Origin of the sequence: Nitrobacter sp. NHB1 (assembly GCF_036964665.1) — a bacterium.
In the GTDB taxonomy this organism is placed as follows: Bacteria; Pseudomonadota; Alphaproteobacteria; order Rhizobiales; family Xanthobacteraceae; genus Nitrobacter.
In genome coordinates this window covers 1,870,615-1,897,090 of sequence record NZ_JBAMDA010000001.1, presented here as the reverse complement: position 1 = coordinate 1,897,090, position 26,476 = coordinate 1,870,615, and the positions used below count along the sequence as shown (strand labels likewise).

24 protein-coding genes are annotated in these 26,476 nt (G+C 63.6%); 10 read left to right on the top strand and 14 right to left on the bottom strand.

Annotated features, from left to right (window positions below):
* The first annotated feature begins 90 nt into the window (after positions 1-90).
* Positions 91-1,164, top strand: a complete 1,074-nt coding sequence (locus V4R08_RS08855) for an extensin family protein (RefSeq protein ID WP_335579019.1) — start codon at positions 91-93, stop codon at positions 1,162-1,164.
* Between the two features lie 88 nt (positions 1,165-1,252).
* On the opposite strand, the gene V4R08_RS08850 is transcribed toward V4R08_RS08855, so the two are convergent.
* On the bottom strand, positions 1,253-1,930 hold the full coding sequence (locus V4R08_RS08850) for a L,D-transpeptidase (protein ID WP_335579018.1): 678 nt from the start codon (positions 1,928-1,930) through the stop codon (positions 1,253-1,255).
* A gap of 358 nt (positions 1,931-2,288) precedes the next feature.
* On the opposite strand from V4R08_RS08850, the gene V4R08_RS08845 reads away from it, so the two are divergent.
* Both V4R08_RS08845 and V4R08_RS08840 read left to right on the top strand, forming a co-directional pair.
* Complete coding sequence (locus tag V4R08_RS08845; protein WP_335579017.1) at positions 2,289-3,269, top strand: magnesium transporter CorA family protein; 981 nt, start codon at positions 2,289-2,291, stop codon at positions 3,267-3,269.
* A gap of 123 nt (positions 3,270-3,392) precedes the next feature.
* The gene (locus V4R08_RS08840; protein ID WP_335579016.1) at positions 3,393-3,626 is read left to right on the top strand and encodes a hypothetical protein; all 234 of its coding nucleotides are present in this window, start codon (positions 3,393-3,395) and stop codon (positions 3,624-3,626) included.
* Between the two features lie 84 nt (positions 3,627-3,710).
* On the opposite strand, the gene V4R08_RS08835 is transcribed toward V4R08_RS08840, so the two are convergent.
* Positions 3,711-4,505, bottom strand: a complete 795-nt coding sequence (locus V4R08_RS08835; RefSeq protein ID WP_335579015.1) for an SDR family NAD(P)-dependent oxidoreductase — start codon at positions 4,503-4,505, stop codon at positions 3,711-3,713.
* Positions 4,502-5,143 (bottom strand): pyridoxamine 5'-phosphate oxidase, encoded by a 642-nt coding sequence (gene pdxH / locus V4R08_RS08830; protein WP_335579014.1) that lies wholly within the window; start codon positions 5,141-5,143, stop codon positions 4,502-4,504. The genes V4R08_RS08835 and pdxH overlap by 4 nt, the downstream gene beginning before the upstream one ends.
* On the opposite strand from pdxH, the gene V4R08_RS08825 reads away from it, so the two are divergent.
* The 3 genes from V4R08_RS08825 (at position 5,142) to V4R08_RS08815 (ending at position 7,315) form a co-directional block, all read left to right on the top strand.
* Positions 5,142-5,666 carry an RT0821/Lpp0805 family surface protein gene (locus tag V4R08_RS08825; RefSeq protein ID WP_442935644.1) on the top strand — a complete coding sequence of 175 codons (525 nt, stop codon included), beginning with the start codon at positions 5,142-5,144 and terminating at the stop codon, positions 5,664-5,666. The two genes, pdxH and V4R08_RS08825, sit on opposite strands and share 2 nt — an antisense overlap.
* Before the next feature lie 235 nt (positions 5,667-5,901).
* Positions 5,902-6,858 carry a DnaJ C-terminal domain-containing protein gene (locus tag V4R08_RS08820; RefSeq protein ID WP_335579012.1) on the top strand — a complete coding sequence of 319 codons (957 nt, stop codon included), beginning with the start codon at positions 5,902-5,904 and terminating at the stop codon, positions 6,856-6,858.
* A gap of 109 nt (positions 6,859-6,967) precedes the next feature.
* Positions 6,968-7,315, top strand: coding sequence for a hypothetical protein (locus V4R08_RS08815; protein WP_335579011.1), 348 nt, complete (start codon positions 6,968-6,970; stop codon positions 7,313-7,315).
* Positions 7,316-7,508: 193 nt separating this feature from the next.
* Here the strand turns inward: V4R08_RS08815 and V4R08_RS08810 are convergent, their stop codons facing one another.
* Together V4R08_RS08810 and V4R08_RS08805 are read right to left on the bottom strand one after the other, a co-directional pair.
* Positions 7,509-8,945 (bottom strand): homospermidine synthase, encoded by a 1,437-nt coding sequence (locus tag V4R08_RS08810; protein ID WP_442935643.1) that lies wholly within the window; start codon positions 8,943-8,945, stop codon positions 7,509-7,511.
* A gap of 144 nt (positions 8,946-9,089) precedes the next feature.
* Positions 9,090-10,076: a cation diffusion facilitator family transporter gene (locus V4R08_RS08805; protein WP_335579009.1), complete on the bottom strand. Its 987-nt coding sequence runs from the start codon at positions 10,074-10,076 to the stop codon at positions 9,090-9,092.
* Here V4R08_RS08805 and V4R08_RS08800 point away from each other — a divergent pair.
* The gene (locus V4R08_RS08800; protein ID WP_335580310.1) at positions 9,996-10,229 is read left to right on the top strand and encodes a hypothetical protein; all 234 of its coding nucleotides are present in this window, start codon (positions 9,996-9,998) and stop codon (positions 10,227-10,229) included. The genes V4R08_RS08805 and V4R08_RS08800 overlap by 81 nt on opposite strands.
* Positions 10,230-10,274: 45 nt before the next feature.
* Here the strand turns inward: V4R08_RS08800 and rnk are convergent, their stop codons facing one another.
* The 3 genes from rnk to V4R08_RS08785 form a co-directional block, all read right to left on the bottom strand.
* A complete protein-coding gene (gene rnk, locus V4R08_RS08795; protein WP_335579008.1) occupies positions 10,275-10,703 on the bottom strand; it encodes a nucleoside diphosphate kinase regulator in 429 nt (142 codons plus the stop codon).
* A 715-nt stretch (positions 10,704-11,418) separates the two neighbouring features.
* Positions 11,419-12,561 (bottom strand): type III PLP-dependent enzyme, encoded by a 1,143-nt coding sequence (locus V4R08_RS08790; RefSeq protein ID WP_335579007.1) that lies wholly within the window; start codon positions 12,559-12,561, stop codon positions 11,419-11,421.
* Positions 12,562-13,236: 675 nt separating this feature from the next.
* Positions 13,237-13,497, bottom strand: coding sequence for a hypothetical protein (locus V4R08_RS08785; protein ID WP_335579006.1), 261 nt, complete (start codon positions 13,495-13,497; stop codon positions 13,237-13,239).
* Between the two features lie 151 nt (positions 13,498-13,648).
* Between V4R08_RS08785 and V4R08_RS08780 the strand changes: the two genes are divergently transcribed.
* Positions 13,649-15,739, top strand: coding sequence for a M3 family metallopeptidase (locus V4R08_RS08780; RefSeq protein WP_335579005.1), 2,091 nt, complete (start codon positions 13,649-13,651; stop codon positions 15,737-15,739).
* Positions 15,740-15,916: 177 nt separating this feature from the next.
* Here the strand turns inward: V4R08_RS08780 and V4R08_RS08775 are convergent, their stop codons facing one another.
* Entirely contained in the window at positions 15,917-16,312 is a 396-nt protein-coding gene (locus tag V4R08_RS08775; RefSeq protein WP_335579004.1) for an MAPEG family protein, read from the bottom strand.
* Between the two features lie 88 nt (positions 16,313-16,400).
* Here V4R08_RS08775 and hemH point away from each other — a divergent pair, with 88 nt between their 5' ends.
* On the top strand, positions 16,401-17,438 hold the full coding sequence (gene hemH / locus V4R08_RS08770; protein ID WP_335579003.1) for a ferrochelatase: 1,038 nt from the start codon (positions 16,401-16,403) through the stop codon (positions 17,436-17,438).
* 126 nt (positions 17,439-17,564) lie between these two features.
* Here hemH and V4R08_RS08765 read toward each other — a convergent pair whose 3' ends face one another.
* Positions 17,565-18,572: a KpsF/GutQ family sugar-phosphate isomerase gene (locus tag V4R08_RS08765; RefSeq protein ID WP_335579002.1), complete on the bottom strand. Its 1,008-nt coding sequence runs from the start codon at positions 18,570-18,572 to the stop codon at positions 17,565-17,567.
* Positions 18,573-18,880: 308 nt separating this feature from the next.
* Here V4R08_RS08765 and V4R08_RS08760 point away from each other — a divergent pair, with 308 nt between their 5' ends.
* Positions 18,881-20,470: an outer membrane beta-barrel protein gene (locus V4R08_RS08760; RefSeq protein WP_442935642.1), complete on the top strand. Its 1,590-nt coding sequence runs from the start codon at positions 18,881-18,883 to the stop codon at positions 20,468-20,470.
* A 185-nt stretch (positions 20,471-20,655) separates the two neighbouring features.
* Here V4R08_RS08760 and V4R08_RS08755 read toward each other — a convergent pair whose 3' ends face one another.
* The 4 genes from V4R08_RS08755 to V4R08_RS08740 form a co-directional block, all read right to left on the bottom strand.
* Positions 20,656-22,233 carry an FGGY-family carbohydrate kinase gene (locus tag V4R08_RS08755; protein WP_335579000.1) on the bottom strand — a complete coding sequence of 526 codons (1,578 nt, stop codon included), beginning with the start codon at positions 22,231-22,233 and terminating at the stop codon, positions 20,656-20,658.
* Between the two features lie 133 nt (positions 22,234-22,366).
* Positions 22,367-22,930, bottom strand: a complete 564-nt coding sequence (locus V4R08_RS08750; RefSeq protein ID WP_335578999.1) for a DUF2478 domain-containing protein — start codon at positions 22,928-22,930, stop codon at positions 22,367-22,369.
* A 275-nt stretch (positions 22,931-23,205) separates the two neighbouring features.
* Entirely contained in the window at positions 23,206-23,589 is a 384-nt protein-coding gene (locus V4R08_RS08745; protein WP_335578998.1) for a winged helix-turn-helix domain-containing protein, read from the bottom strand.
* 289 nt (positions 23,590-23,878) lie between these two features.
* Positions 23,879-26,374, bottom strand: coding sequence for a DUF3772 domain-containing protein (locus V4R08_RS08740; protein WP_335578997.1), 2,496 nt, complete (start codon positions 26,372-26,374; stop codon positions 23,879-23,881).
* Positions 26,375-26,476: the final 102 nt, after the last annotated feature.

The following is a 26,476-nucleotide window of genomic DNA, read 5'->3' as shown; positions in this document are numbered from 1 at the left end:
TGTCCCGCAGGGATTGGCATGAAGACGTTTAACGCGGTGATTGCACGTCGCAAACGACCTTGTGCAGGGTTAGGCCGCGACCGATTGGCCATGGTCACGCTCGCAGCCCTCGTCATGCCGGCGGCGGCTTTGGCAGGGACCGGGATGCCGTTGCCGCAGCCTCGCCCGGCCGCAGCAGCAGCGACCGACGGCAAGGACAGCAAGCAGGCGGGTGAGGCTGCGCCCGTGACGCCCGAGACTTCGCCGGCGCCTTCGGCCTGCCGTCTGGCGCTGACCGATGCGGTAGCCATCGCCCCGAGCATTCCCGCGATCAGGGGGCCGGGCGCGTGCGGCGGTGAGGACCTGGTCCGGCTTGAAGCCGTGGTGCTGCCCGACGGCGGCCGGGTCCCGGTCAAGCCTGCCGCCACGCTGCGCTGTACGATGGCTGCGGCGGTCGCGGACTGGATTCGCACCGACATGGCGCCGCTGGCCGAAGGGCTCGGCAGTCGCGTCAGCGAGCTCGACAATTTCGATTCGTTCGAATGCCGGGGGCGCAATCGGGTTGCCGGAGCAAAGCTGTCCGAACACGGGCGCGCCAATGCGCTCGACGTGCGTGCACTCAAGTTCGCAAACGGACGGACGATCGATCTGACGGATCGTACGGTGGAGCGTGATGTGCGCGAAAAGGTGCTGGGCTCCGTTTGCGCGCGCTTCACCACGGTGCTCGGGCCGGGATCCGATGGTTATCACGAGAATCATATTCACCTCGACCTGATCCAGCGCCGCAACGGCTACCGGATCTGTCACTGGGAGATTTACGATTCCATGGCAGCAGTCGCGCCGCCGCTGCCGGCCGAACGCCCGGCGGAAGCGCCGCGGCGCGAAATGGTGGAACAAGGAGGCAAGACGTCGGAAGCATCTCCGGAGCGTGAGACGGCGCCTTTTGCCGCCCCGCAAGCTAGACCCGCAGCGGCCATGTCGGCGGATGTGGTGCCTGAGCCCCGGAGGCGACCGCCGTCCGCCAAGGCAGCCGCCAAGGCAGCAGGCAAGCCTGTGAAGGATTCGTCGAAGCCATCGCCGTCCGCATCCGCGCCGTCATCGCGGTTTTCAGCCGCGAAACCCATGAAGCGCAAGCGCAAGCGGCACAGCGATCTGCCGCCGTTTCTCAGGGGCCTGTTCAACTGATCGCAAGCCGCGCGAGCGGAAACGGATGGCGGAGCAACACAAAAGCGCCGGAACTCCGGCGCTTCTGCAAATTGCGGAGTCGCTTCGATCAGTTAAAGCTGCCGCCGCCCCCCCGCAACGCCATCTTTGGATTGAAGGGCGAGTCGCCGTGATGCGGTTCCAGCACCACGACCACGGTGCCCATCTTCACCCGGTCGTAGAGATCGATGACGTCCTCGTTGGTCATGCGGATGCAGCCCGAGGAAATCGAGGCGCCGATGTATTCCGGCTGGTTGGTGCCGTGGATGCGGAACAGCGTGTCCTTGCCGTTGGCGTAAAGATACAGCGCCCGCGATCCCATCGGATTGTCCGGACCGGGAGGCACGAATTTCGGCACGCCAAGGCGCTGGATCTCACCGGGGGTCGGGTGCCACGGGGGCCATTCGGTCTTGCCGCCAACCTTTGCGATGCCGGACCATGCCATCGCTTCTTCGCCGACGGTGATGCCGTAACGGATCGCCTTGCCGCCGTCGAGCACGTAATAGAGATAATGGTTGTCGGAATCGACCACGATCGAGCCCGGCGCTTCCTTGCGGTGATAGTCGACGATCGCGCGGCGGAACGGCGCGGCCACCGGCGTTTTCACGTAGGAGACCTTGGACAGCAACTCCTTGTCGCGCGGCTTGAAGTTGCTGGTGTCGGTGGCCTCGTAGTGTGTGGCCTGCATGCAGCCCGACAGCATCAGGCCCGCAGCCAGGATCCCAAGCTTAACCCAAAAAGACGACATTGTTGCTTTCCAAATGCCCCGCTGAATCATGGCAATTTGCGCCCGAAAGACCAAGATTCCTCTGCGGCCTATTATTGTCGAAATTCCCTAAAATTCCAGCACTTAGAGGGTCCTGTCGCTACGCAGCACAGCGCCTGTGGCATTTCTGCCGCAAAAATGCCGTGTCCGACGTTGAATTACGGAATTGCGCCGCTTTTCTACGGACGAGGGGGACGCGGGCGGCTGCTTCTCCATGGCAAATGAATAACGGCATCCGAGCGCGGCGTCGGCCCTTTGCCGGCTTGCCAAATCGCTGGGATTGGGCGCATTCCAGATTGTGCGGTCCACGCTGAATCATGCCGTCATCCCCGGAGGTGCCATGCTCTCGATCTTCGCGCCGGCCGGTGCCGCGCTGCGGAAGACCTCTCCCGCCGATCTGACCGCGCTGCCGGACAACGCGGTGTGGATCGATCTCGAAAAGCCGACGTCGGAGGAGGATCGCGCGGTGGAGCGGCTCGCGGGGGTTGCGGTGCCGACCCGGGAGGACATGCAGGAGATCGAGATTTCCAGCCGCCTCTATGTCGAGAACGGCGCGCGCTACATGACCGCGAGCCTGATGTGCGGCAGCGAAACCGATGCGCCGCGCGTTACCCCGGTCACCTTTATCCTGTCCAACCATCGTCTCGTCACCGTGCGCTACGACGCGCCAAAACCGCTCGCGCTGGTCGAGAACAAGCTGGCGCGCGCCGCCGCACAGGGCTTGACCGGCGAGGGCGTACTGCTTGAACTGCTCGATGCCGTGATCGACCGCTGCGCCGACATTCTGGAGCGCGCTGGCGCCGACGTCGATCAGGTCAGCCACGACATCTTCGAGCCGGACGCATCCGCGCGCACCGGTCGTGCCAGGCGCTATTCCGAAATCCTGATCGCGATCGGCCGCAAGGGCGATCTCACCTCGAAGGTCCGCGAGAGTCTGGTCTCGATCGGCCGTCTCGTTACCTTCGTCGCCGCCGAATCCGACAGCATCAAATGGTCGAAGGAGATGCGCACACAGCTCAAGACCATGCAGCGCGACGTCTCATCGCTGACCGATCACGCCTCCTATCTGTCGAACAAGATCACCTTCGTGCTCGATGCGATGCTTGGTGTGGTCAATCTCGAGCAGAACAACATCATCAAACTGTTCTCGGTGATGGCGGTGGTCTTGATGCCGCCGACGCTGATCGCCTCGATCTACGGCATGAATTTCAAGCTGATGCCGGAGCTGGACTGGCCGCACGGCTATCCCTTCGCGCTCGCCATGATGGTGATCGCCGCGGTGCTGCCCTACATGGTCTTCAAGTGGAAGAAGTGGCTGTGAGCGGAGTACCGTCCGGCGCGACAGGACTCGCCACAATTTTCCGTGTAAAATTTGAGCGTTCGCCTGAACGGTTTCCAAGAAAAGTTGCTGCCATAACCCGTGCATGAAATCGCGGGAGTTACAATGGTTGAGAAAGTCGTAACTAGGGATCGCAACGTCCTCGATTTTCGCAGCTATCAACAGTTGCGCAGATCATGCGGGGACAACGCGGCCGTGCGTTTTGCGGCAGGTCTCGCGCGGACCTGCCGGCATTGCGGCGCTGCGTTGCTCGATGGCGAGAGCGACGACGATTGCTCCAGCGCGGGTCTCGCACCGCCAGCGCTGCGCACGCCACCGCGCCGGTTTTGTGCGGAGTGATCTCGATTGATGTGAATTCAGACGTCCCCGTCGTCCCCGCGTGCGCGGGAACGACAAACGCTGCACAACCTTGCTGCACGCGCCTTACACGTGCTGGCCGCCGTTGATGTGGATCTCCGCGCCGTTGACGTATGAACTCGTCTCCGTGCACAGCACGTAGATGATCTTCGCCACTTCGTCGGGCGTGCCGAGGCGACGCAGCGGGATCTGCCGCTGGACAATCTTCTCGGTGCCCGGCGACAGGATCGAGGTGTCGATCTCGCCCGGCGCAATCGCATTGACACGCACGCCGATGCGGCCGAAGTCCGCCGCCATCTCGCGGGTGAGCGAGGCCAGCGCCGCTTTTGAGGTTGAATAGGCCGCGCCCGCGAACGGGTGCACACGCGAGCCGGCGATCGAGGTGACGTTCACGACGGAACCCCTCGCGGCCTTCAGTTCCCCGATCAATCCGCGCGCCAGCATGATCGGCGCCATGAAGTTGACGCGGAACACCTTCTCCCAGGTCTCCATGTCGGTGTTCAGCGAGCCGAGCCGCGCGCCGCCCTCGCCCTTCGGCGAGATCGCGGCATTATTGACCAGCGCGTGCAGCCTGCCGCCCTCGAGCCGCGAGCGGATTTCCCGGATCGCCTGCATGGTATTGTCGGGGTCGGACAGGTCGACCTGGATGTGGTCCTCGGGCCCGGCATCCCACGGGCACTGCTCCGGGAACGGATGCCGCGAACAGGTGATGACGCGCCATCCCGCGCTGGAAAACCGGATCACGGTCGCGTGGCCGATGCCGCGGCTCGCGCCGGTCAAAAGCAGCGTGCGGCGGGGCGCGTTGGGGTCGGCCACCGCCGCCGCCGGGTCGGTTCGCGGCTTCGCCTTGTCGGGGGTCATGGATACAGCCTTGTCTTGGTCCACGGCGCATCAGGCGCCGTGCGGCGGAATTCGATGCGGTCGTGCAGGCGGAACGGACGGTCGTGCCAGAATTCGAATTGCGCGGGCGCGATCCGCCATCCGCGCCAGCCCGGCGGCCGCGGCACGCTGCCGACGATATATTTTGCGGCTTGCTTCGCGATGGCCTGCTCGAACGCGAAACGGCTTTCCAGCGGCTGCGACTGCTTGCTGGCCCAGGCGCCGATCTGCGCTTGCTTCGGCCGGGTCGCGAAATAGGCGTCGGCCTCGGCATCGGTCACCGGCGTCACCAGCCCGCGCACGCGAACCTGCCGGCGCAGCGACTTCCAGTGAAACAGCAGCGCCGCTTTGGGGTTTGCGGCGAGTTCGCGGCCCTTGGCGCTGGCAATGTGGCTGTAGAACACGAAACCCTGGGCGTCAAAGCCCTTCATCAGCACCATGCGCACGTCGGGCAAACCGTCGGCATCGGCGGTGGCAAGCGCCATGGCGTCGGGGTCGTTGGGTTCCGACGCGGCGGCTTCCGCGAACCATGCAGCGAACAGGACGAAGGGCTCGGCGGCTTCCGTGAAATCACCGGACGTTAACTGGCTTGTGTGCTTGATGTCCGTGATGTCGTTCATGCGGGGAGTCCACAGGTTGCGCCGGTCTGCCGTCGAAAGTCCGTTGCGGTCCTTATACAGGGCAAACCTGTATAGGGCATGCCCTCGCGGTATCCTATCGGCGATCAGGCCCGTCGCCGCCATTGTGACGGCGATTCTGGTCGGAGCGTCGTTGGGAGGTTGCAGTCTGGCGCGCAATGACGGGGCTTTCGCGCAGATGGGCCCCAATGATACCACCGGATCGATCGGGACGCCCGCGCGCACCGGTCCGACGGACACCGATCTCGCCTTCGCCCGCACTGCGGCGTCCGATGTGCTGACCAAAGGGAACAAGGATGCGAGCCAGCCGTGGGAAAACCCCTCGACCGGCGCGCGAGGCTCGGTGACGCCGCTGGCACAGGCCTATACGGCCGAGGGCCGCACCTGCCGGGATTTTTTGGCGAGTTACGTTAACGGAAAGTCCGAAAGCTGGCTGCAAGGCGCCGCATGCCGGTCCGGTGGCCGGTGGGAAATTCAGTCGCTCAAACCGTGGCGACGAAGCTAGCGTCGTTCCAGTTTGATGGAATCAAAGCGGCTCCAGCTTTTTGGTTTGACGCAGTTTCTTGACGCGAACCGGTGCCCATCCTCGGGTCAAGCCGGAGGACATGCTTCGCAAGACGCTATAGATTGCAGGGGCGAATGGCTCGCCAACCCGTTGCAAAAATGCCACGGATACCCCAGATGTTAGGCGCGTGGGTCCGGGGGCCCATGGTCCAGATTTCCTGAAGGAGACGACACGGATGCGGGACCCCTATGAGGTCTTGGGGGTGCAGCGGGGCGCCAACGCCGCGGCGATCAAAAGTGCTTTTCGCAAGCTCGCGAAGAAGCACCATCCCGATGCCAACAAGAACGACCCGAAGGCGGCCGAACGTTTCGCGGAGCTGAATTCGGCCAACGAGATTCTCGGCGACGAAGCCAAGCGCAAACAGTTCGACCACGGCGAGATCGGCGCCGACGGCAAGCCGCGCTTTCAGGGTTTCCCGGGCGGCGGCGGCCCGCGCGGCGCGCGGGCGGGTGGCGGCTTCCAGCAGTACGACTTCGGCGGCGGCGGTGGTCCGGGCTTTGACGGCGGGTTTGAGGACATCATCAACAGCATGTTTGGTGGCGCTGCGGGCGGCGCGCGAGGTGGACGCCGCGGCGGCGCGCAGTTCGACACCGCGGCCTTCACCGCACCTGATCTCGATCTCAACGTCGCCATGACGGTGTCGCTGGAGGACTCGGTCAAGGGCGGCGAGAAACGCGTCCGTCTGACCAGCGGCAAGGAACTCAATGTCAGAATTCCGGCCGGCGTCACCTCGGGCCAGCAGATCCGGCTGAGAGGGCAGGGCGACACCGCGCCCCGCCATCGTCCCGGCGATCTCCTGATCACGGTGACGGTGGCGCCGCATCCGTTCTTCAAGGTCGACGGCAGCGACCTGCGCGCCGATCTGCCGATCACGCTCTATGAGGCGGTGCTGGGCAGCAAGGTGCGGGTGCCGACGCTCGGCGGCGCGGTCGAACTGTCGATCCCGAAGAACACCTCGAGCGGCCGCACCTTCCGCCTCAAGGGCAAGGGCATACCGAAGGGCGACACATCCGGCGATCTGTTCGTCACCACGCGCATCATCCTGCCGGACGGCAACGACGCCGATCTCGAGGCCTTGATGCAGAAGTGGCGCGACGCGCACCCCTACAATCCCCGCGGCGATCTGGGTTAGCAGCCGAATTCCGAAAACGACCTTGAGGTTGGGGCGCGAGGCCCCGGTTTCGGAAGGAACTTCGGCCGCCCCGAGCCGTTGGTCCCGCGAAAGAATTTGCGGTGAACCGATGTCTGTGAGCGAACATCATAGCAGCGCTGGAAAACGCAACGCGAGAAAAGATCTGGCGATCACGGCCGTGATCGTCGCGGTCGGGATGGCCATGCCCGGCGTCTCCTTGATGCGACTCGCGCAGGGACGGTCGGAGAGCGCGCAGAAGACTTCTCCGCAAACCTCTCCCGTCACGCCCGCCGGCAAACAGAATGGACCTGCGGAAGCCGAGCCGGGCGGTACCCGTCCGACCACGCCTGCGCCCGAACCCGCACGCCCCGATGCCGATGCGGGCAAAGCGGGCGCTCAGCCTGCGCTTCCTCCCGCGCCAGCAGAGAAGGTCGCTCCGCCGATCAAGGAAAAGTAGTAGACGAGCACGAGTTGAGAAACGCCAAGCGCTCTATAGCACGGTGGGCGGATTGTCATGGCCGGACTTGATCCGGCCATCCGTCGCTCTTCGATAAGCTCTTTACAGAAAAGATCGATGCGCGGGTCGCCTGCGCGAAGACGCGCTTTGCGCTTTTGCCCGCGCATGACAACGTTATGAAAGGCCGCAGCCGTTACCGCACCAGCACGTTCCTGAACTGCCAGGGATCCGAGGTATCGATGTCTTCAGGAAAAAGCCCGGGGCGGTCGGCGAGCGGCGTCCAGTCGGTGTAGTAACCCTTCATCGGGCCGAGATAGGGCCGCTGGACCTCGAGGCAGCGGCGGAAGTCCACTTCGTCGGCCTCGACGATGCCGGCTTCCGGATTTTCCAGCGCCCACACCATGCCGGCCAGCACTGCCGACGATACCTGCATGCCGGTGGCATTTTGATACGGCGCAATGCGGCGGGTTTCCTCGATCGAGAGCTGCGAGCCGAACCAATAGGCGTTCTTGCTGTGGCCGTAGACCAGCACGCCGAGTTCGTCGATGCCGTCAACGATTTCGGTCTCATCCAGAATGTGCCATGTCGACTGCATCTTGCCTTCCGCGCCGAACATCTCGTGGAGCGACAGCACCGCATCGTTGGCGGGGTGGTAGGCATAGTGGCAGGTCGGACGATAAATCACGTTCTGGCCGTCGCGAACGGTAAAGTAGTCGGCAATCGAGATCGCTTCGTTGTGGGTGACGAGGAATCCGTATTGCTGGCCCGGCGTCGGGCACCATGAGCGCACGCGGGTGGTGGCGCCGGCTTGCAGCAGATAGATGGCGGCCTGACATCCCGTGTCGTGCTTGCGGGCGTTCTCCGGCATCCACTTTTCGTGGGTGCCCCAGCCGAGTTCGGCGGGCTGCAGGCCTTCCGAGACGAATCCTTCTACCGACCAGGTGTTGACGAACACGTTCATCGGCTTCGGCGTCTTTGCGCGCTGGGTATCGCGCTCGGCGATGTGGATGCCCTTGACACCGAGCTTGTGCGCGAGCTGGCCCCAGCCTTCGCGGCTTTTCGGTTCGTTGAACGGCGTGCCGGTATCGCGCGCGATGTCGAGTAACGCCTGCTTGACGAACCACGACACCATGCCGGGGTTGGCGCCGCAGGTGGAAACGGCGGTGGTGCCGCCTTCGCTCTTGCGCTTGGCGGCGAGCAGCGTTTCGCGCAGCGCGTAGTTGGAGCGCTTTTCAGGGCCGGCGCTCTTGTCGAAATAGAATCCGAGCCATGGCTCGATCACGGTGTCGATGTAGAGCGATCCGATCTCGCGGCACATGGTCATGAGATCGACGGAGCCGGTGTCGACCGACAGGTTGACGCAGAAACCCTGGCCGTCGCCTTGCGTCAGCAGCGGAACCAGGACGTCCTGATAGTTGTCGCGGGTGATGGCCTGCCTGATGAATCTGACGCCGTGCTTTTTTGCCAGCGTGTCGTCCGCATGCGGATCGATGATGACGAAGCGCGATTTATCGAACTCGAAATGCTTCTCGATCAGCGGCAGGGTGCCTTTGCCGATCGAACCGAATCCGATCATGACGATCGGGCCGGTGATGCGTGCATGCACGGACGAAGCATTGGACGGCATCATATATCTCCAGATTGTCGGGGGACTTGCGGGCCGGCAAAAGCGGCCGCTGGGCGCTTCTGAAGACGACAAAACGCCGATGAAATCAAGGCCCCCAGCTCTTTCGCGCTGTCATGCCGCGGCCATACGATCATGGATGTCACGCGATCATACGACATGGTCGGGTGCGAGCGCACAAGCGGCGTCGGCCGATGTCTCGACCTGCAGCGTGGCGTGGCCGATGCCGAAACGGCGCTGCAATTCACGGCAGGTCTCGGTCAAGAATGCATCGCCGGGATTTCCCGCCGGCATGACCAGATGCGCGGTCAGCGCCGTTTCGGTAGTGCTCATCGGCCAGATATGGAGATCATGGATCGACGCCACGCCGGGATGTCCAGCGAGGAAGGCGCGCACCGCGTCGGGGTCGATGCCGGGGGGGACGGCTGCCAGCGACATCGCGGTGCTTTCACGCAGAAGGCCCCATGTGCTCGAGACAATGACCGCGACGATGACAAAGCTCATCGTCGGATCCAGCCAAAGCCATCCCGTCGCCATGATCACGCTGGCGCCTACAACGACGCCGAGCGAGATGCCGGCGTCCGCCATCATGTGCAGATAGGCGCCGCGAATGTTGAGATCGGTCTTGCGGCCCGATGCGAACAGCCATGCGGTGATGCCGTTGACGATGATTCCGATCGCGGCGACGACGATCACGGTCAGGCTCGCGATCGGCTCGGGATGGATCAGGCGCTGGATCGCTTCGAGCAGGATCGCGCCGCATGCGATCAGCAACAGGATCGCGTTCAGCAGCGCGGCCAGGATCGAGGTATTGCGCAGGCCATAGGTCAGACGGGGCGTCGGCGGGCGCTGCGACAGCACGGCTGCGATCCACGCCACCAACAGTCCCAGCACGTCGGACAGGTTGTGTCCGGCGTCGGCGAGCAGCGCCGTGGAATTCGCGACGAAGCCGTAGCCGGCCTCGACGAGGACGAACGCCGCATTCAAGCCGATTCCGATCGCGAAGGCGCGGCCGAAATTCGCGGTGTGACCATGGCCGGCATGACTGTGCCTGCCATGACTGTGCCCGCCATGATCGCGTTCGTGGCGCGCATGATCCCGGTAGGAGTGGTCATCATGAAGGGAGCCGCGCTTCATGTGCCAAGTCTACAGCGTTTTCGAGCGAAGTGGATACCGGTTCGCGTCAGGAAAACGCGCCAAAACAAAAGCTGGAACCCGGCTTTGATGCCATCAAAGCCGGTGGTTCTGGCGACCGCTGCAAAGCACAGCCATCACGGTGATATTTTATAACGTAACGTGCTTATCGCCGCCTTCGCGAGGACAAGCACGTCGTCGCTACGATTCGCGAGTCGGCGATGCCGGCCAGGAGAGACCGACCGCGATCACTGTCAGGGAGCGCCATCCGCCGGACGGTGTTTGAAACTCGATGCTCTGTCCCGCGGACAAGCCGATAAGGGCCGCGCCGATGGGAGTGAGAATCGAGATCTTGCCGGCATCGACATCGGCGTCTTCCGGATAAACCAGAATGACCGTTCGCTTCTGGCCGCTGATGTCGTCGATGAACGTCACTTCGGATTGCATCGTCACGATATTGCGGGCGGACCGGTCGGCCGGAATGATTTCGGCGCGATCGATTTCCCGCGCGAGAAATTCCGCCGTCGCGGGATATTTTTCCATCGCGGCTTCGGCAAGGTGCCGCAGGCGATCGATATCGCGCGAACTGATGGCGATGGCGGGGAGGCGTGTTTGCAGATTGTCGAGCATGTCGTTCACCGCGAGTTGGCCGTGGCGAAATGATCGCGTGGTTGAGGACGATCACGAGCCAGGGCGGCACGACTTGCGACGACAACGCATCGCTTGATGTGCCAGGATGATGAAGTGGTCAGTTGGGAATGCAGTCGAACTCGATATATCCCGGACGGCACGGATGCGCGTCCGCCCGGGTCACCTTCCTGCTTGAAGGTGACCGGCGCGCAGCAACAACCGGTTATTGCAAACGTTCGACATCATGATTTCAAAGTAGGGTGATCCGCGCGGAAGTCAATGCTCCAGCGGCTCGGTTCCGACATTCGCATCCGTGTCCGCATGCGCGTTTGCGACGGTTAGAGTCAAACTTGCGGTGAAGTGATCGCGAATATCAATCGCTGCGACATTTTGGCGCGAGTTGTTGATGGCGAACCGGGCGGCGTCGGATGATGAGGAGAGCGGTCGTTTTCCGAACAGCGGTCATGGCGCGTCAGTTTTCACCGTCATTGCGAGGAGCGCCGTTCCTCGTTTTCGGGGAACGACAGCGACGAAGCAATCCAGCGTATGAAGTTGCCTGGATCGCTTCGCTCAGCGCAAAATTGGCAACAGCCAATTTTGTCGCGAACTCGCAATGACCGCGAGAAATTTCAGAATTCTGGAATGATAGACGCCGGCGAACCGGCGTCCGGCTTTCCTCTCCCTCCCCGCGAACGGGGAAGGAGAGGTGAAGCGATCAGATGTGATACGTCTTCAGCGGCGGAATGCCGTTAAAGGCCACCGACGAGTAGGTCGACGTATAGGCGCCGGTGCCCTCGATCAGCAGCTTGTCGCCGATCTCGAGCGTTACCGGCAGCGGATACGGCTGCTTCTCGTACAGCACGTCGGCCGAGTCGCAGGTCGGACCGGCCAGCACGCACGGCGTCATCTCGGCGCCGTCATGCGGCGTCCTGATTGCGTAGCGGATCGACTCGTCCATGGTTTCGGCAAGGCCGCCGAACTTGCCGATGTCGAGATAGACCCAGCGGTTCTCGTCGTCGTCGCTCTTCCTGGAGATCAGAACGACTTCCGCCTCGATCACGCCGGCGTTGCCGACCATGCCGCGGCCCGGCTCGATGATGGTCTCCGGGATCTGGTTGCCGAAATGCTTGCGCAGCGCGCGGAAGATCGACCGGCCGTACTGCACGACCGGAGGAACGTCCCTGAGATACCTGGTCGGGAAGCCTCCGCCCATGTTGACCATGGTCAGGTTGATCCCGCGCTCGGCGCAGTCGCGGAACACTTGCGAGGCCATCGCCAGCGCGCGGTCCCACGCCTTCACCTTGCGTTGCTGCGAGCCGACATGGAACGAGATGCCGACCGGCTCGAGGCTCAGGCGCCTGGCGAGGTCGAGCACATCGACCGCCATTTCCGGGTCGCAGCCGAACTTGCGCGACAGCGGCCATTCGGCGCCGGCGCAATCGTAGAGGATGCGGCAGAACACCTTCGCAGCCGGCGCGGCGCGCGCGATCTTCTCGACCTCGGCGGTGCAGTCCACTGCGAACAGGCGAATGCCGAGTGCATAGGCACGCGCGATGTCGCGCTCCTTCTTGATGGTGTTGCCGAAGGAGACGCGGTCCGGCGTCGCGCCGGCGGCCAGCGCCATTTCGATCTCGGCGACGGTCGCGGTGTCGAAGCACGAGCCGAGCGAGGCCAGCAGCGACAGCACTTCCGGCGCCGGGTTGGCCTTCACCGCGTAGAACACGCGCGAGTCGGGCAACGCCTTCGCGAAGGTCTGGTAGTTGTCGCGCACGACGTCGAGATCGACCACGAGGCAGGGCTCGGTATCGTTGCCTTCGCTGCGGCGGTTGCGCAGGAATTCCTGAATGCGTTCGGTCATAGCACTCTCCCAAACGGCCCAGCGACGGGATCCGTTCAAAAAATTGTTCTCGGACATGAGCGTTTCCGGCGATGCCGCGCGATGGAGGCGCGACAAAGCCTTGAGCTCAGACCGAACTGTGCTGCCGTGGATTGGTTGGGATGATCCCGCCCGCACACCTGGCAATGAAGGACAAGCCTTTTCAGTAGCCCGCGCCGGCGGTGGAAGGCCGGTAGAGACCAAAAAAGCCCGATCCGTCGTTGCTTTAAGTCGCGTCCCCCGTTGAGAGCGGGGTGCGCCGGTTCGCCTCCGGCTGCCAGTCACGGTTGCAAGGAGCGAAGTGCCTTCAACGGCATCCCTGGAGAGAGATGCTGGCCTCTCAGTTTCGATCGATCCGACCGACCTGAGCGACCCTCGGCTGCTTCACCCTTGGCGGCTGTCCGGCCTCTTGTCCGGATACCCACCGACTGACACACGACCACAGGCACGTGCGAAATTGGGCAGGAGCGGACATAAGTGTTTTGATCCGGCTTCGCAACAATTTTCTTGGGAGCGCGACGCGGTTTCCCCACGCTGCGGTCGATATGACGCGCAAGCGCGCGCCGGAGATGAACGGATGTTAAAGTTGTTTAATGAAACGACAAGTGAGCTTGGCACGCAGGAAGCAGGGTTAGCCCTGTGCCGCAGCGGTTTCCGTCAGGCGCGCCGCACGAAGGGTTCGACGCGCTGGGCAGCGCGGATGAAGTTGATCATCACGAACACACCGATCGCGAACAGCACCGCCTGGAGGATGTGCGTCTCCGTTACGCTGAGCCCGAACAGGATGGCGAGCGCCCAGCCGCCAGCGAAGGCGGCGCCGAATACTTCCGCGCCGATCAGGATCGCCGCCGAGATGACGGTGACTACGCTGGACCAGACGATCCGGCGCGAGGCGGATGGGGTAGGTTGCGAACTCATGTCAAGAAATCCCGTTGCGGGCGGCAATCTCTCCGAAAATGCCGGCCGCGGCAAGCGCCAAAGGCCCCCAAAGACCTCGTCGCGTGTTATAGTTTTGATGTCTTCCGGATAGCGGCAAAAATATGCAGCAACGGACAAAAGCAGGACGCTCATGTCAGACACACCTCAATCGCCGCCCGCCGCTTCCGGCCCGGACAACCCGCTGCTGGAGCCGTGGCTGACGCCGTTCCAGACCCCGCCATTCGGCGAGATCGCGCCGGAACATTTCCTGCCGGCCTTCGAGCAGGCGTTCACCGACCACGCCGCCGAAGTCGCGGCCATCACACACGATCCCTCGGCGCCGGACTTCGCCAACACCATCACCGCGCTGGAACGCTCCGGCAAGCTGCTCGCGAAGGTGTCGGCGGTGTTTTACGATCTGGTGTCGGCGCACTCCAATCCGGCGCTGCTCGAGATCGACAAGGATGTCTCCTTGCGGATGGCGCGGCACTGGAACCCGATCCTGATGAACGCTGTGCTGTTCGGCCGCATCGCGCAGCTTCACGAGAATCGCGCCACGCTCGGACTGACGTCCGAACAGGTGCGTCTGCTGGAACGCACCTACACCCGTTTCCACCGGGCCGGCGCTGGCCTCGACGACACCGCGAAGGCGCGGATGGCCGAGATCAACGAACGGCTGGCCCATCTCGGCACCAGCTTCAGCCACCACCTGCTCGGCGACGAGCAGCAATGGTTTCTGGAACTCGGCGAGGGCGATCTCGACGGCCTTCCCGACAGCTTCGTCGCCGCCGCGCGTGCCGCGGCTGAGGAGCGCGGGCTGCCCGGCAAGGCGATCGTGACCACATCGCGCTCCTCGATGGAGCCGTTCCTCAAGAGTTCGGATCGACGCGACCTGCGCGAGAAGGTCTACAAGGCCTTCACCGCACGCGGCGACAACGGCAACGCCAACGACAATAACGCGACCATCGTGGAGATTCTCACGCTCCGCGAGGAGAGCGCAAAACTCCTGGGCTACCCGACCTTCGCTGTCTACCGCCTTGAGGATTCCATGGCCAAGACGCCGCAAGCCGCCCGCGGCCTGCTGGAGCGGGTCTGGAAGCCGGCCCGTGCGCGGGCGCTCGCCGACCGCGACGCTTTGCAAGCCCTGATCGCCGAGGAGGGCGGCAACTTCACACTCGCGCCGTGGGACTGGCGTTACTACGCCGAAAAGCTGCGGCAGATTCGCGCCGATTTCGATGACGCCGCGATCAAGCCGTATCTGACGCTGGAGGGCATGATTGCCGCCGCCTTCGACTGCGCGCATCGGCTGTTCGGACTCACCTTCTCCGAGCGCAAGGACATCCCGGTCTGGCATCCGGACGTCCGGGTCTGGGAGGTGAAGGATGTCTCGGGCAAGCATCGGGCGCTGTTCTACGGGGATTACTTCGCCCGCGCCCCGAAGCGGTCCGGCGCGTGGATGACCTCGCTGCGCGACCAGCAGAAGCTCGATGGCGAGGTCGCGCCGCAGGTCGTGAACGTCTGCAACTTCGCCAAGGGCGCGGAAGGCCAGCCCGCGCTGCTGTCGCCGGACGACGCGCGCACCCTGTTCCATGAGTTCGGGCATGGCCTGCACGGGATGCTGTCCAACGTGACCTACCCGTCGCTGTCGGGCACCAGCGTGTTCACCGATTTCGTCGAACTGCCTTCGCAGCTCTACGAGCACTGGCAGGAACAGCCGCAGGTGCTGCGGCAATTCGCAAAGCACTACCAGACCGGCGAGCCGCTGCCGGACGATCTGCTCACGCGCTTCCTCGCGGCGCGACAATTCAACCAGGGCTTTGCTACCGTCGAATTCGTCGCCTCGGCGTTGATCGACCTGGAGTTCCACAGCCAGCCGGCCTCAGAGGTTCGCGATGTCAGGGCTTTCGAACGTACTGAACTGGAGAAGATCGGCATGCCCGCCGAGATTTCGCTGCGGCACCGGCCGACCCAGTTCGGCCACATCTTTTCCGGCGACCATTATGCCGCAGGCTACTATAGCTATATGTGGTCGGAAGTGATGGACGCCGATGCCTTCGGCGCCTTCGAGGAGACCGGCGACATCTTCGACCCGGCCACCGCGAAGCGGCTGCGCGATGACATCTATTCGTCAGGAGGTTCGCGCGATCCGGAAGAAGCCTACGTCGCGTTCCGCGGCCGCAAGCCGGAACCGGAGGCGCTGTTGCGGCGTCGTGGGCTCGTCGAAGAGCCGCAGGCGGCATAGGGCGCTTCAAATTTTGACGAAAACTCATCATCGGAGCACCGCAAACGCTAATGCCGTCATGGCCGGGCTTCGTCCCGGCCATCCACGTCTTTCTTGGCTGACTGGAACAAAGACGTGGATGCCCGGCACAAGGCCGGGCATGACGGTTGGTTTATTAGTTGCGCTTAAGCCGGACTCCTAAGGCAGCCAGTGCCGGATCGCCGGCAGAAAGAAGATCGCGGTGTTGATCGCAAAGCCGATGCTCCAGAGGATCGAGCGCAGCGTCGGCCGGTCGCCGATATAGGTCAAAACATAGGCGGCGCGGACGATCAGGAACAGGATAGCCAGCTCGTCGATCAGGTGCTGGGGCGAAGCGCGAAATTCCGCAAGCAGCACGGCCGCCGCGAAAAACGGAAAGGCCTCGATGCCGTTCAGGTGCGCCCCAAGCGCGCGGGCGCGCAGCGGTTGGTCGTAGAACCCGGGATCGCGGGGGCGGGCGTTGTCGAAGCCGGGAGATCCCAGCGCCTTGAACGGCACGATCGTCAGCAGGTACAGAATGACCGCCCCGAAGACACACCATTCGGCGACCGTCATGGCAAATCCCCTCCGCGGTCAATGTCGCAACAGTATCGGCAGATACGCGGGCTTGACAAGAAGGGGCCGGCGCGCGAATTCAGACGGTATGACGGTCGTTATTCCTATCGGGAAGGCCCGGACCACGGCGGGTGCGCCGCGCGAGCGCGTCGGCGTTTTGCTCGTCAATCTCGGCACCCCCGACACCGCCGATGCCCGCGGCTTGCGCGTCTATCTGAAGGAATTCCTGTCCGATCCGCGCGTCATCGAGAAGCAGGGCCTGGTCTGGAAGCTGGCGCTGAACGGCGTCATTCTGAATACCCGCCCGCGCCGCAAGGCCCGCGACTACCTGAAAATCTGGAACACCGAGCAGAACGAGTCGCCGCTCAAGACCATCACGCGGGCGCAGTCAGATAAGCTCGCGGCTGTGATCGCCGATCACGACCATGTCGTCGTCGATTGGGCGATGCGTTACGGCAATCCGTCGATGCGCTCGCGCATCGCGGCGCTGACGGCACAGGGCTGCGAAAAACTGCTGGTGGTGCCGCTCTATCCGCAATATTCGGCCGCGACGACGGCCACGGTGTGCGACGAGGCGTTTCGCGTACTCGGCGAGATGCGGGCGCAGCCGACGCTGCGGGTGACGCCGCCATACTACGACGATTCTGATTACATCGACGCGCTGGCGGTTTCGATCGAGAGGCATCTCGCCTCGCTCTCGTTCACGCCCGAAATCATCATGGCGTCGTTCCACGGCATGCCGCAGGCGTATATCGACAAGGGCGATCCTTATCAGGCGCAATGCGCTGCGACCGCCGAAGCCCTGCAAAAGCGGATGGGGCTTGATGCGTCAAAATTGATGCTGACGTTCCAGTCGCGCTTCGGCTTCGATCAGTGGTTGCAGCCTTACACCGACAAGACCGTCGAGAAACTGGCGAAGGACGGCGTGAAGCGTCTGGCCATCGTCACGCCCGGCTTCTCGGCCGATTGTCTGGAGACGCTGGAGGAAATCGCGCAGGAGAATGCGCATATCTTCCACAACAACGGCGGCGAGGAGTTCAGCGCGATTCCTTGCCTGAACGACAGCGATCCGGGCATGGATGTGATCCGGAAGCTGGTGCTGCGCGAGCTTCAGGGCTGGATTTAGAGCGTTTTCGGGCGAAGCACGTCCTCCGGCTTGACCAGGGAATGGGATGGATACCGGTTCGCGTGAAGAAAATGCGTCAAAACAAAAGCTGGAGCCCCGCTTTGATTCCATCAAGCCGGATTGGCTCTAGGCTACGCCGGCGCGCAGCAGGTCGTGCAGATGCACGATGCCGACCGGTTTCTTCCCGTCGGTCACGATCAGCGCGGTGATCTTCGACGAGTTGAGGATTTCCAGCACCTCGCCGGCCAGAAGGTCGCGTCCGATCGTCTTTGGATTTCTGGTCATGACGTCGTCGACGCGGGCGGTCATCAGGTCGGGGCGCATGTGACGGCGCAGATCGCCGTCGGTGACGATGCCGACGAGGTGCCCGTGGCCGTCGATGACGCCGACGCAACCGAACCCCTTCGATGTCATTTCGACCAGCGCATCGGACATTTTGGTGCCGAGTGGCTTCAGCGGGACGGCGTCGCCGCTGTGCATCAGGTCACGGGTGTATTTCAGCAGCGCGCCGAGTTTGCCGCCCGGATGCAGAACGCTGAAGTCGACCGAGGTGAAGCCGCGGCCCTCCAGCAGCGCGATAGCGAGCGCATCGCCCAGTGCGAGCTGCATCAGCGAAGACGTCGTCGGCGCGAGGTTATGCGGGCAGGCTTCGCGCGCCCTGGGCTGCACCAGCACGATATCGGCGGCGGTGCCCAGCGTGGAGTCGCGGTCAGCGGTCATGGCGATCAGGGCGATACGAAAGCGCTTGGCATAGGTGATGAGGTTTTTCATCTCCGGCTGCTCGCCGGACCACGACAGTGCCATGATGACATCGTCGGCGGTGATCATGCCGAGATCGCCGTGACTGGCTTCCGCCGCATGAACGAAGAAGGCTGGCGTCCCGGTCGACGCGAAGGTCGCCGCGATCTTGCGGCCGATGTGGCCGGACTTGCCGAGGCCGGTGACGATCAGCCGCCCTTTGGCGTTGCGGATCGTGTCGGCCGCTGCGGCGAATGCAGGGCCGAGATCGGATTTGAGCGCTGCGGCGAGCGCAGTCACGCCGCCAGCCTCCGCCTCGAATGTCCGCAACGCGGACTCGATCGCGGCGTTGGCCTGATCGGTCATGGCCGATGTCACGATTTTTGATGAGGTCATGCCTGATTCCGTGGTGGGACGGAGAAGCGCCGTTCCGGTCCGCTGGCTGTGCTTAGCACGGCTGCTTGTGCGATGCGATGCAGGCTGCCGCATTCTCAACGGCCCGTTAACCATAATTGTTTTAACTCCATTAACGATAGGGTCCGCCGCGCCTCCGGCGATCTTTTGTAAATATATGTTCCTGTTGGAGTTTCCGGATCGTGACTTGGGGTCCAGCGACGGGCCGTCGGCAGCGCGCATCGAAGTGTCGCGCGGTTTTGGCCTGCCTTGCCCTCATCGTTCCACCATGCTCGGCCGCCGAGGCGCAAATGCTCACCGGCGATCGCATAAGTCCGCTTCGCGGCGGATTTTTTCAGCCGCAGGATTCTGGCCTGCGCCGGACCAGCGATGCCGGTAGCGACGACGCCGCGTCGGATTCGCCAACAATAGCCCCGTCGCGCATCGGCAGGATCCCCACCTACGGCGTGCCCGCGGCAGCGGGTGCGGGCGATACCGGTTACGATTCGCTCAATCGCCGGCGCAAGAAGCCGAAACCCTATCCCGGCGCGCCGAAACCGAAGCAGCCGCCGGGGCCGGGCAATTTCGTCGCCGTTCCGCCGCCACCGCCGTTGTCGGTTCCGCCATCATCGACTGCGAACAAGGCTCCGCTCGCACCGGCGATGGCGGGGAGAGTGGAGGGACAGCCCGCGCGCCGCCGCCTGAAGCGGGATGACGATCCGTTCGCCGACGTGGGCAATTATGTCGGCAGCTTCCTCGTCAAATCGGCGGTCGAGTTGTGGGGCGGTTACGACACCAATCCCGGCCGGTTCAACAAGCCGAAGGGTTCCGCGTTCTATATGGTGTCGCCAGAGTTCGTGGCGAAGTCAGACTGGGAGCGCCACTCCCTCCTCGTCGATCTGCGCGGATCGTTCACAGGGTATGGCAGAACATTTCCGCCTGATATCGACAGTTCCGGTCGGCCGATCGTGTCGCCGGTACCGACGAACGTGGATCGGCCGGATTTCACCGGCAAGATCGACGGACGTCTCGACGTTACCCACGATACCCGCATCAATTCGGAATTACGATTGCGGATCGGCACCGACAATCCCGGCAGCCCCAATATCCAGGCCGGCCTTGAGAAGTATCCGCTCTATGCGACGACCGGCGGGACGGCCGGCATCGAGCACGACTTCAACCGGCTACAAGTCTCTCTGAACGGGACCGCAGACCGCACCACCTATCAGAACTCGCAATTGACGGACGGCACATCGACGCCCAACGACGATCGCGACTTCAACCAGTATGGCGCCGTGGCGCGCGCGAGCTACGATCTGCTGCCCGGCGTCAAGCCGTTCGGCGAAGTCGAAGCGGACACGCGCGTCCACGACACGCGGTTCGACCGCAATGGCTTCCAGCGCGATTCCAACGGCGGCTACGCCAAGGTCGGGACCAGTTTTGAGTTGACACGCCTGCTGACCGGCGAAGCCTCCATCGGCTATGCCGCGCGGAGCTATGCGGACCCGCGCCTCAACCAGTTGACCGGCCTGCTCACCAGCGCGTCGCTGGTGTGGTCGGCGACGCCGCTGACCACGGCGAAGTTCATCTCCGTCACCTCGGTCGATGAATCCACGCTGGCCGGCGTCTCCGGTGTGCTGACCCGCACATATACATTCGAGGTCGATCACGATTTACGCCGCTGGCTGACCGCGGTCGGCAGGTTCACCTATGGTACGCAGGATTATCAGGGCTCGACCCGCTCCGACGAGATCTACTCGCTTTCGGGCGATCTCGTTTACAAGCTGACCCGCGAATTCCAGATCAAGGCCCAGGTGCGCCGCGACCTTCTGGCCTCGAACATTCCCGGCGCGAGCTCGGCGTCGACCGTGGTGATGCTCGGCGTCCGGTTGCAGCGCTAGAGTCTTTCCGCTTTCGACGGAATCAATGCCGTCATGCACGGGCTGGATCCGCGCATCCATCTTTTGACGAAGGATGGATTGCCGGGTCAAGCCCGGCAATGACATTGCAAAGCGTGTCTGTCACACATCGGCGTTTGGCACATGGCGACGGGAGGCGTCGATCGTTCATCGCCGTTGCCAGCCCATCACACGAGCCGCGATAACGCCCGGCGATGCTCGTGCATCAATAGAAACGCGCGGTAACGCCGGTCGAAGAAATCGCGCGCCGCAGCGGCTGGCTGCACCGTTCGGCCGATCCGGGTCGTCGCCGCGGCCGCCGTCGTGACCGACGGATAAAGCCCACAGCCGGCGGCGGCGACGCACGCGGTTCCCAGCAGCACGCCGTCTGGTTGTTCGGGCAGAGATACCGCGACACCGGCGGCGTCGGCGTAAAGCTGGACCAGCAGTGGGCTTGCCGCATGGCCTCCGGTCAGGCGGAGATGCGCGATGGCGTAGCCGGCGTCGTTCAGGGCATCGATGATGTGCCGCGTTCCCAGCGCGATGCCCACAGCGGTCGCGAAATAAAGCCGGGTCAGCGAGGCGGGCGAGGCATCGAGACGCAGCCCGTGGATCACGCCGACCGAATCGGGATCGGCGAGCGGGGAGCGATTGCCGTGAAAGTCCGGCAGCACATGCAGGTCCTCGACGAATGCGAATCCGTCGGCGGCGAGCGCCGCTTCGATCCGTGCGGCCATCACCGCATGCCGGTCCGCGCCGAGCGACTTGCCCTCGGCATGGAGGTCGAGAATGTGATCGAGCAACGAGCCGGTGGCGGACTGGCCACCTTCGTTCAGCCAGTAGCCCGGCAGCATCGCGCCGTAATAGGGACCCCATATGCCGGGAATTTGCCTGGGATCGGGCGAGGCCGCCATATGACACGAGGAGGTGCCGGCGATCATGGCGAGGGTCTCGTTGAGGCCGGTTGCGTCGAGCCCGCCGAGCACGCCGATGCCGCCGGCATGGGCATCGATCGCGCCGACGCCGACAACGCAGTCGCGCGGCAGACCAAGCTGGCCGGCGCTTTCTGCAGTCAGCGGGCCGGCGCTTGTTCCGATCGGTCGTGTCGAGGCGGGAAGCGATGCCCGATCCTGCAAATCATCGAGCCCGACGCGCGACAGGAAATCGCTTTGCCAGCCTGGCTTCTCGTGGGCGAGATAGGTCCATTTGCATGTCACCGTGCACGTGGAGATCGCGGCGCGGCCGGTCGCCTTCCAGGTCAGGAAGTCGGTGAGGTCGAGCACAAGCCCGTAGCGGCGCCAGGCATCGGGGCAATGCCGCTTCAGCCAGAGCAGCTTCGGGATTTCCATTTCCGGCGACATCACATTGCCGACGTGATCGAGCACGCGATGGCGGGTGGCGGTGATCTCGTCGGCTTCCACGGTGGCCCGATGGTCGGCCCACATGATCACGTTCCAGCGATCCTCGCCGGTCAGGGAGGCTGTGACCGGCTGGCCGGCGCGGTCAAGGGTGACGAGCGAGCAGGTGGCGTCGAAGGCGATGCCCTTGATCGTTTCGGCGGCGATGTGTCCGGCCGCAACGGCTCCGCGCACCGCCTGGCAGACCGCCGTCCAGATTTCATCCGAGCTATGTTCGGCATGATCGGTTTGGGGATGTGCGGTCGCGAACGGAGCGTCCGCGCGCGCAAGCAGACAACCGCACTTGTCGAACACGCCGGCGCGTGCGCTGCTCGATCCGACATCCACCGCGATCACGAGGTCTGGCATCCGGCATCTACCGATGAAACGCGGCTGTTGTGCTGTGACTGTTGTGTCAAAGGTCGTGCGGGTAGACAAGCGGTGCCGGCTGGCAAACGCGCGCCCTCGGGCCGGCGGTTCGCGGCTTTCCGAAACGAGCAACCTATTTGATAACTTCGCAGACCGTCAAATGATCGGGTCGGCGCAGGCTGCCGGCACGGGCCGACACGAGGCTCCACCACGCATCCAGCGATTCGCGGTCGCAATGCAATTTGACGGTCATGCCGCCGGCGAATGTGATCCAGTCAGCAAAATGGTGGCTCGGCACCGCGATCACGACCGGAATATCGGCGCCAAGCGCGCGCTCGACCAGATGGGCAAGGCCCTTGCCCTCGCGCTCCTGCCGGCCAAAGCGGTTGACGATCAGGATGTCCGCACCTTCGTCGAGGGTCCTTGCAATCCGTTCGCCGGCGCCCGTCAACTGGTCGAGGTCGAGCCGGCACCCCGCCGAACAGGCGTCCATATCCTGAAACAGCCGAAGTTGCTCGCCGGTAGGCACCAGCGTTGCTGACAGGCTCGCATCGGGGTAGTGGCGGCCGAGCTGAACGATGCCCACGGCCCGGTGGCCGTTTGCGTTCAGACCGGAGGCGAATTCATGCAGGACCTGGTCGGGATCCTGGTCTTCCGCATAAACCAAAGCGGCAAGGTCGCATTGAGCGTCGAACACGGTCCGCCTCCGTTCAACAGCGCAGCAGCGCTCGCCGTGATCCCCGGCCTTTATTCGATATATTCAATTGCATATCACGAATGAAAAGACAAAGCCAGAGTGGAGCGCCTCGGACTATGAAAGTAGGGGCATGAGCGTCAGGGCGGGCCGGCTGGTCCGGCGTGACGCCCGTCGACCGCTCCAGCCCTGGCGCCTTTGTCGATGGCAAAAGCGGCCGCCAGAGCATTTTGCGGAATATGCGCCAGTCTGCCGCAGTCTTGCCGCGCGCGGGCTTGCTATCGTTCCGCGCTTCTCTTTGCGTGCTTGATATCGTTCCGCAGCGCCTCAAGGTCCTTGCGGGCCGCACTGGCGGCGTCGCGCTCGATCTTGCGATAGCGCGCGACCAGGGAGATGCCGAATGGGGTGAGGACTGCACCGCCGCCGTTCTTGCCGCCGGTCTGCCGGGCGACCGCCGCCTGCCGGCAGATGCGGTTTATTTCATCGACGAGATCCCAGGCGCGCTTGTAGGACATGTCCATGGCGCGTCCGGCGGCCGAAATCGAGCCGCAAGCCTGTATGCTCTCGAGCAACTCGATTTTGCCCGGTCCAATACGGCCTTTTGCGTCAAGATCGATCCGCACGCTCAATGAGGGTAGTGATCTGTTGGATGAGGCCTGCATGACACGCTCAATGGAATCTGGAGAATGAAACCATACATCATTCCATATTGAACGTCAGCTTTCTTGAGCGCAGTCGGCTTGAATCTGACCCGCGGAGCGGTCCGCCGGAAAGGCGGCTCTCCCTGGCGGTTCTTCTCAACAACGCGCGCGGCCGTGGATACGCTAACCTGTTCGGAAGGAGAGTGGGCGGCGTTCGTCCACGATCATTTTGCCGTGATTGGGGCGCGATCCGGGCGCGACAGGTTCGACCGTGCCGCCAGCTTTGCCCCGGAGGGGGCCGAATCAAGCGCTATGATGGGCTGGAGCGTTCGGCTCCGACCAGTTCGCGCACGAGAGCTTCGATGCGATCGAGATCCCGCACATGCAGGTCCCGTTGAGGGTTTGGAAGGTCGATTCCCTCGTGGCGGAAGCGTTTGAGAATCTCGAGCCTGACCTCATTGGCGGCGCCGGCGTCGATGCCGATATGCGCGACGTGAAAGAACACCATGAACTCCAGCCCGTCGGCGCTGAAATTGCCGAGAATGGCAAACGGCTCGGGCGACTTCAGTGCGCGCGGATGGTGCGCGACGATATCGAGCAGGATTTCGATGACCTTGTCCGGGTCGGCATCACAGCAGGTGCCAACCGTCACCGACAGACGGGCCGAATAGCTGCCGTGCATCCAGTTGACGACCTGTCCGCTGATCAGCTCCGCGTTCGGCACGATCACCGAGAGGTTATCGTATGTCGCGATCTCGGTGGCGCGCACGTTGATGCGTTTGACGACGCCCATGCGGGTGCCGACCTCGATGCGATCTCCGACCTTGATCGGGCGCTCCACGAGGAGAATCAGACCGGAAACGAAGTTGTTGATGATGGATTGCAGTCCGAAGCCGATGCCGACCGACAGCGCGCCGGCGACGATGGCGACGTTTTGCAGGTTGAGGCCGACATACGACAGCGCGATCAGGGTCGCGAGAATGACGCCCGCATAACCCGCGCCGGTGCCGATCGAACTGCGAACGCCGACATCGAGATTGGTTTCCGGCAGGAAACGCTCCTCAAGCCATCGCTTGATCGCGCGCGTGGCCACGATCCCGATGATGAGAACCGCAATCGCGCCGAGAATCGCGGACGGCGAAATGGTGATGTTGCCGATCTGAAAGCTGAAGAATGCCGAAGACATTGACGTGACAACGTCGTCGGAACGGATCCCCCACGTCGTGAGCACGACGAAGGCCGTCAGCCCGATCAGGGACAGTTGGGTGAGGCCGCCGAGCACCGCGGCGATCTGCCGGACCGCGCCGCTCCCGAGGCCCGCGGTTTGCCGCAGAAAGCGGCCGATCGCGCCATGAAAGGCAAACGTCGTATTGATGAGAACCGCGGCGAACCGGCTCAGCAGCACGAAGCTCATCAGCGCGGTGATCACCACACCCATTTCGATGGTAACAAACCGGGCAAACGCGACATATCCCCCGAGCGGTGCGAGAACGGCGGCCGTGGCCATCACCCAGCCCACCGGAATCAGCAGGCGCCACGCGGACTTTTTCGCGGAGGAAGCAGCGGTGGTTTCGTCGTCGGCTTCAGTGGCGGCCGCGACTCGCAGAGCGCCCATGAAGAGGAGCGCCTTTGCAATGGCGATCATACCCCGACTTGCAATCGAAAGTTCGAGGGGCGCCCCGATCGCGAGGTTTGTGGCGTCCACAACCACGCCGAACGCGATGACCATGGCGAGCAGAACCGAGAAGGATATCATGCCGTCGGCCGCGGCATTGTCCAGTTCGATCAGACGCCACGTCGGACGGCCCGGTGCGAGGACCGCAATGGTCAGGCGGACAAAGAAGAAGCCGAAGGTGATGCCCAGGAACAAGGCGCGAATGACGGGGCTCACGTCGTCGGGCAGGACCCCGAGCATCATGAGCGCCTGGTAGAGCACGAGCAGCGCGACGGCCGTGAGCGCGGTGTCCGCAAGGACGATGACGGCGGCGGAGCCGGTCTTCCGCAGCGGGCTGGGATTGGCAATCTCGGGATCGCGTTTTGTCCAGCGCGACCACCAGCGCCGGCCCGGTGACAGGAAGAACCCGAGCACCACGATGGCTGCGATAACGAAGCCGGACGCGGCGCGAAGCGGTTGTGACGCCAGCACCCGGCCCCACTTGGAGAGGAGCTCGACCAGGTGGCCCGCGGCAACCGGAACGGCGGTTGCGGCTGTGATCCAGAAAGTGGGGCTGACCAGGCTTGGAGAGCGTTGCAGCACGGAATCGTTGAATATCGCGCGCCGCCGATCGGAGATCGCGTCGATTGTTTGCTGAGCCCGCACGTTGATGAGCTTGGCCTGCTGAATGATACCCTGACGGGCGGCAACTTCGGCCACCAGTTTGGCGCGCTCGAGCTTCACGTCGTCCGGCGGCGGAGCCGTCGCTTGGGGACTTGGCGCGAGTTCGGCGGCCCGCGCGGTCGCCGCTTCGAGCGGAGGCGTCATTCCCGATATCAACTCGCGCGCTTGGCTCTGCGCCGCTGCGGCCCGATCCCGGAGATCGTTCAAAATGACATCGTCGATACCGCGGGCGCGCAGCGCCGATTCGACCTGATCGAGCGTCTGCTTCCAGCCGTCGAGTTTCGACTGTGCTTGAGGAAACTGCGGCGCCGGAACCGGCGGCAGATCTTCAGCCGGCGCCGCCGCGGGTGCGGCAACCGGGCTTGTCGGTTTGGCATTCCCGGCATTACCGGGTGCAGGCGTCGCGGCGTGCAATGGCATCCACGATAAAAAGACGATGAAGCAAATTGCCGCGCGGATTGTCTTCATGGCTCTCTTGCCTATCGAAACGGTGCGGGAATTGACGATGCAGCCTTCCGGAACGGAATGGCGGAGCCGGCCGTGACGGTTTTTCGCCGCTGGACCGGCTAT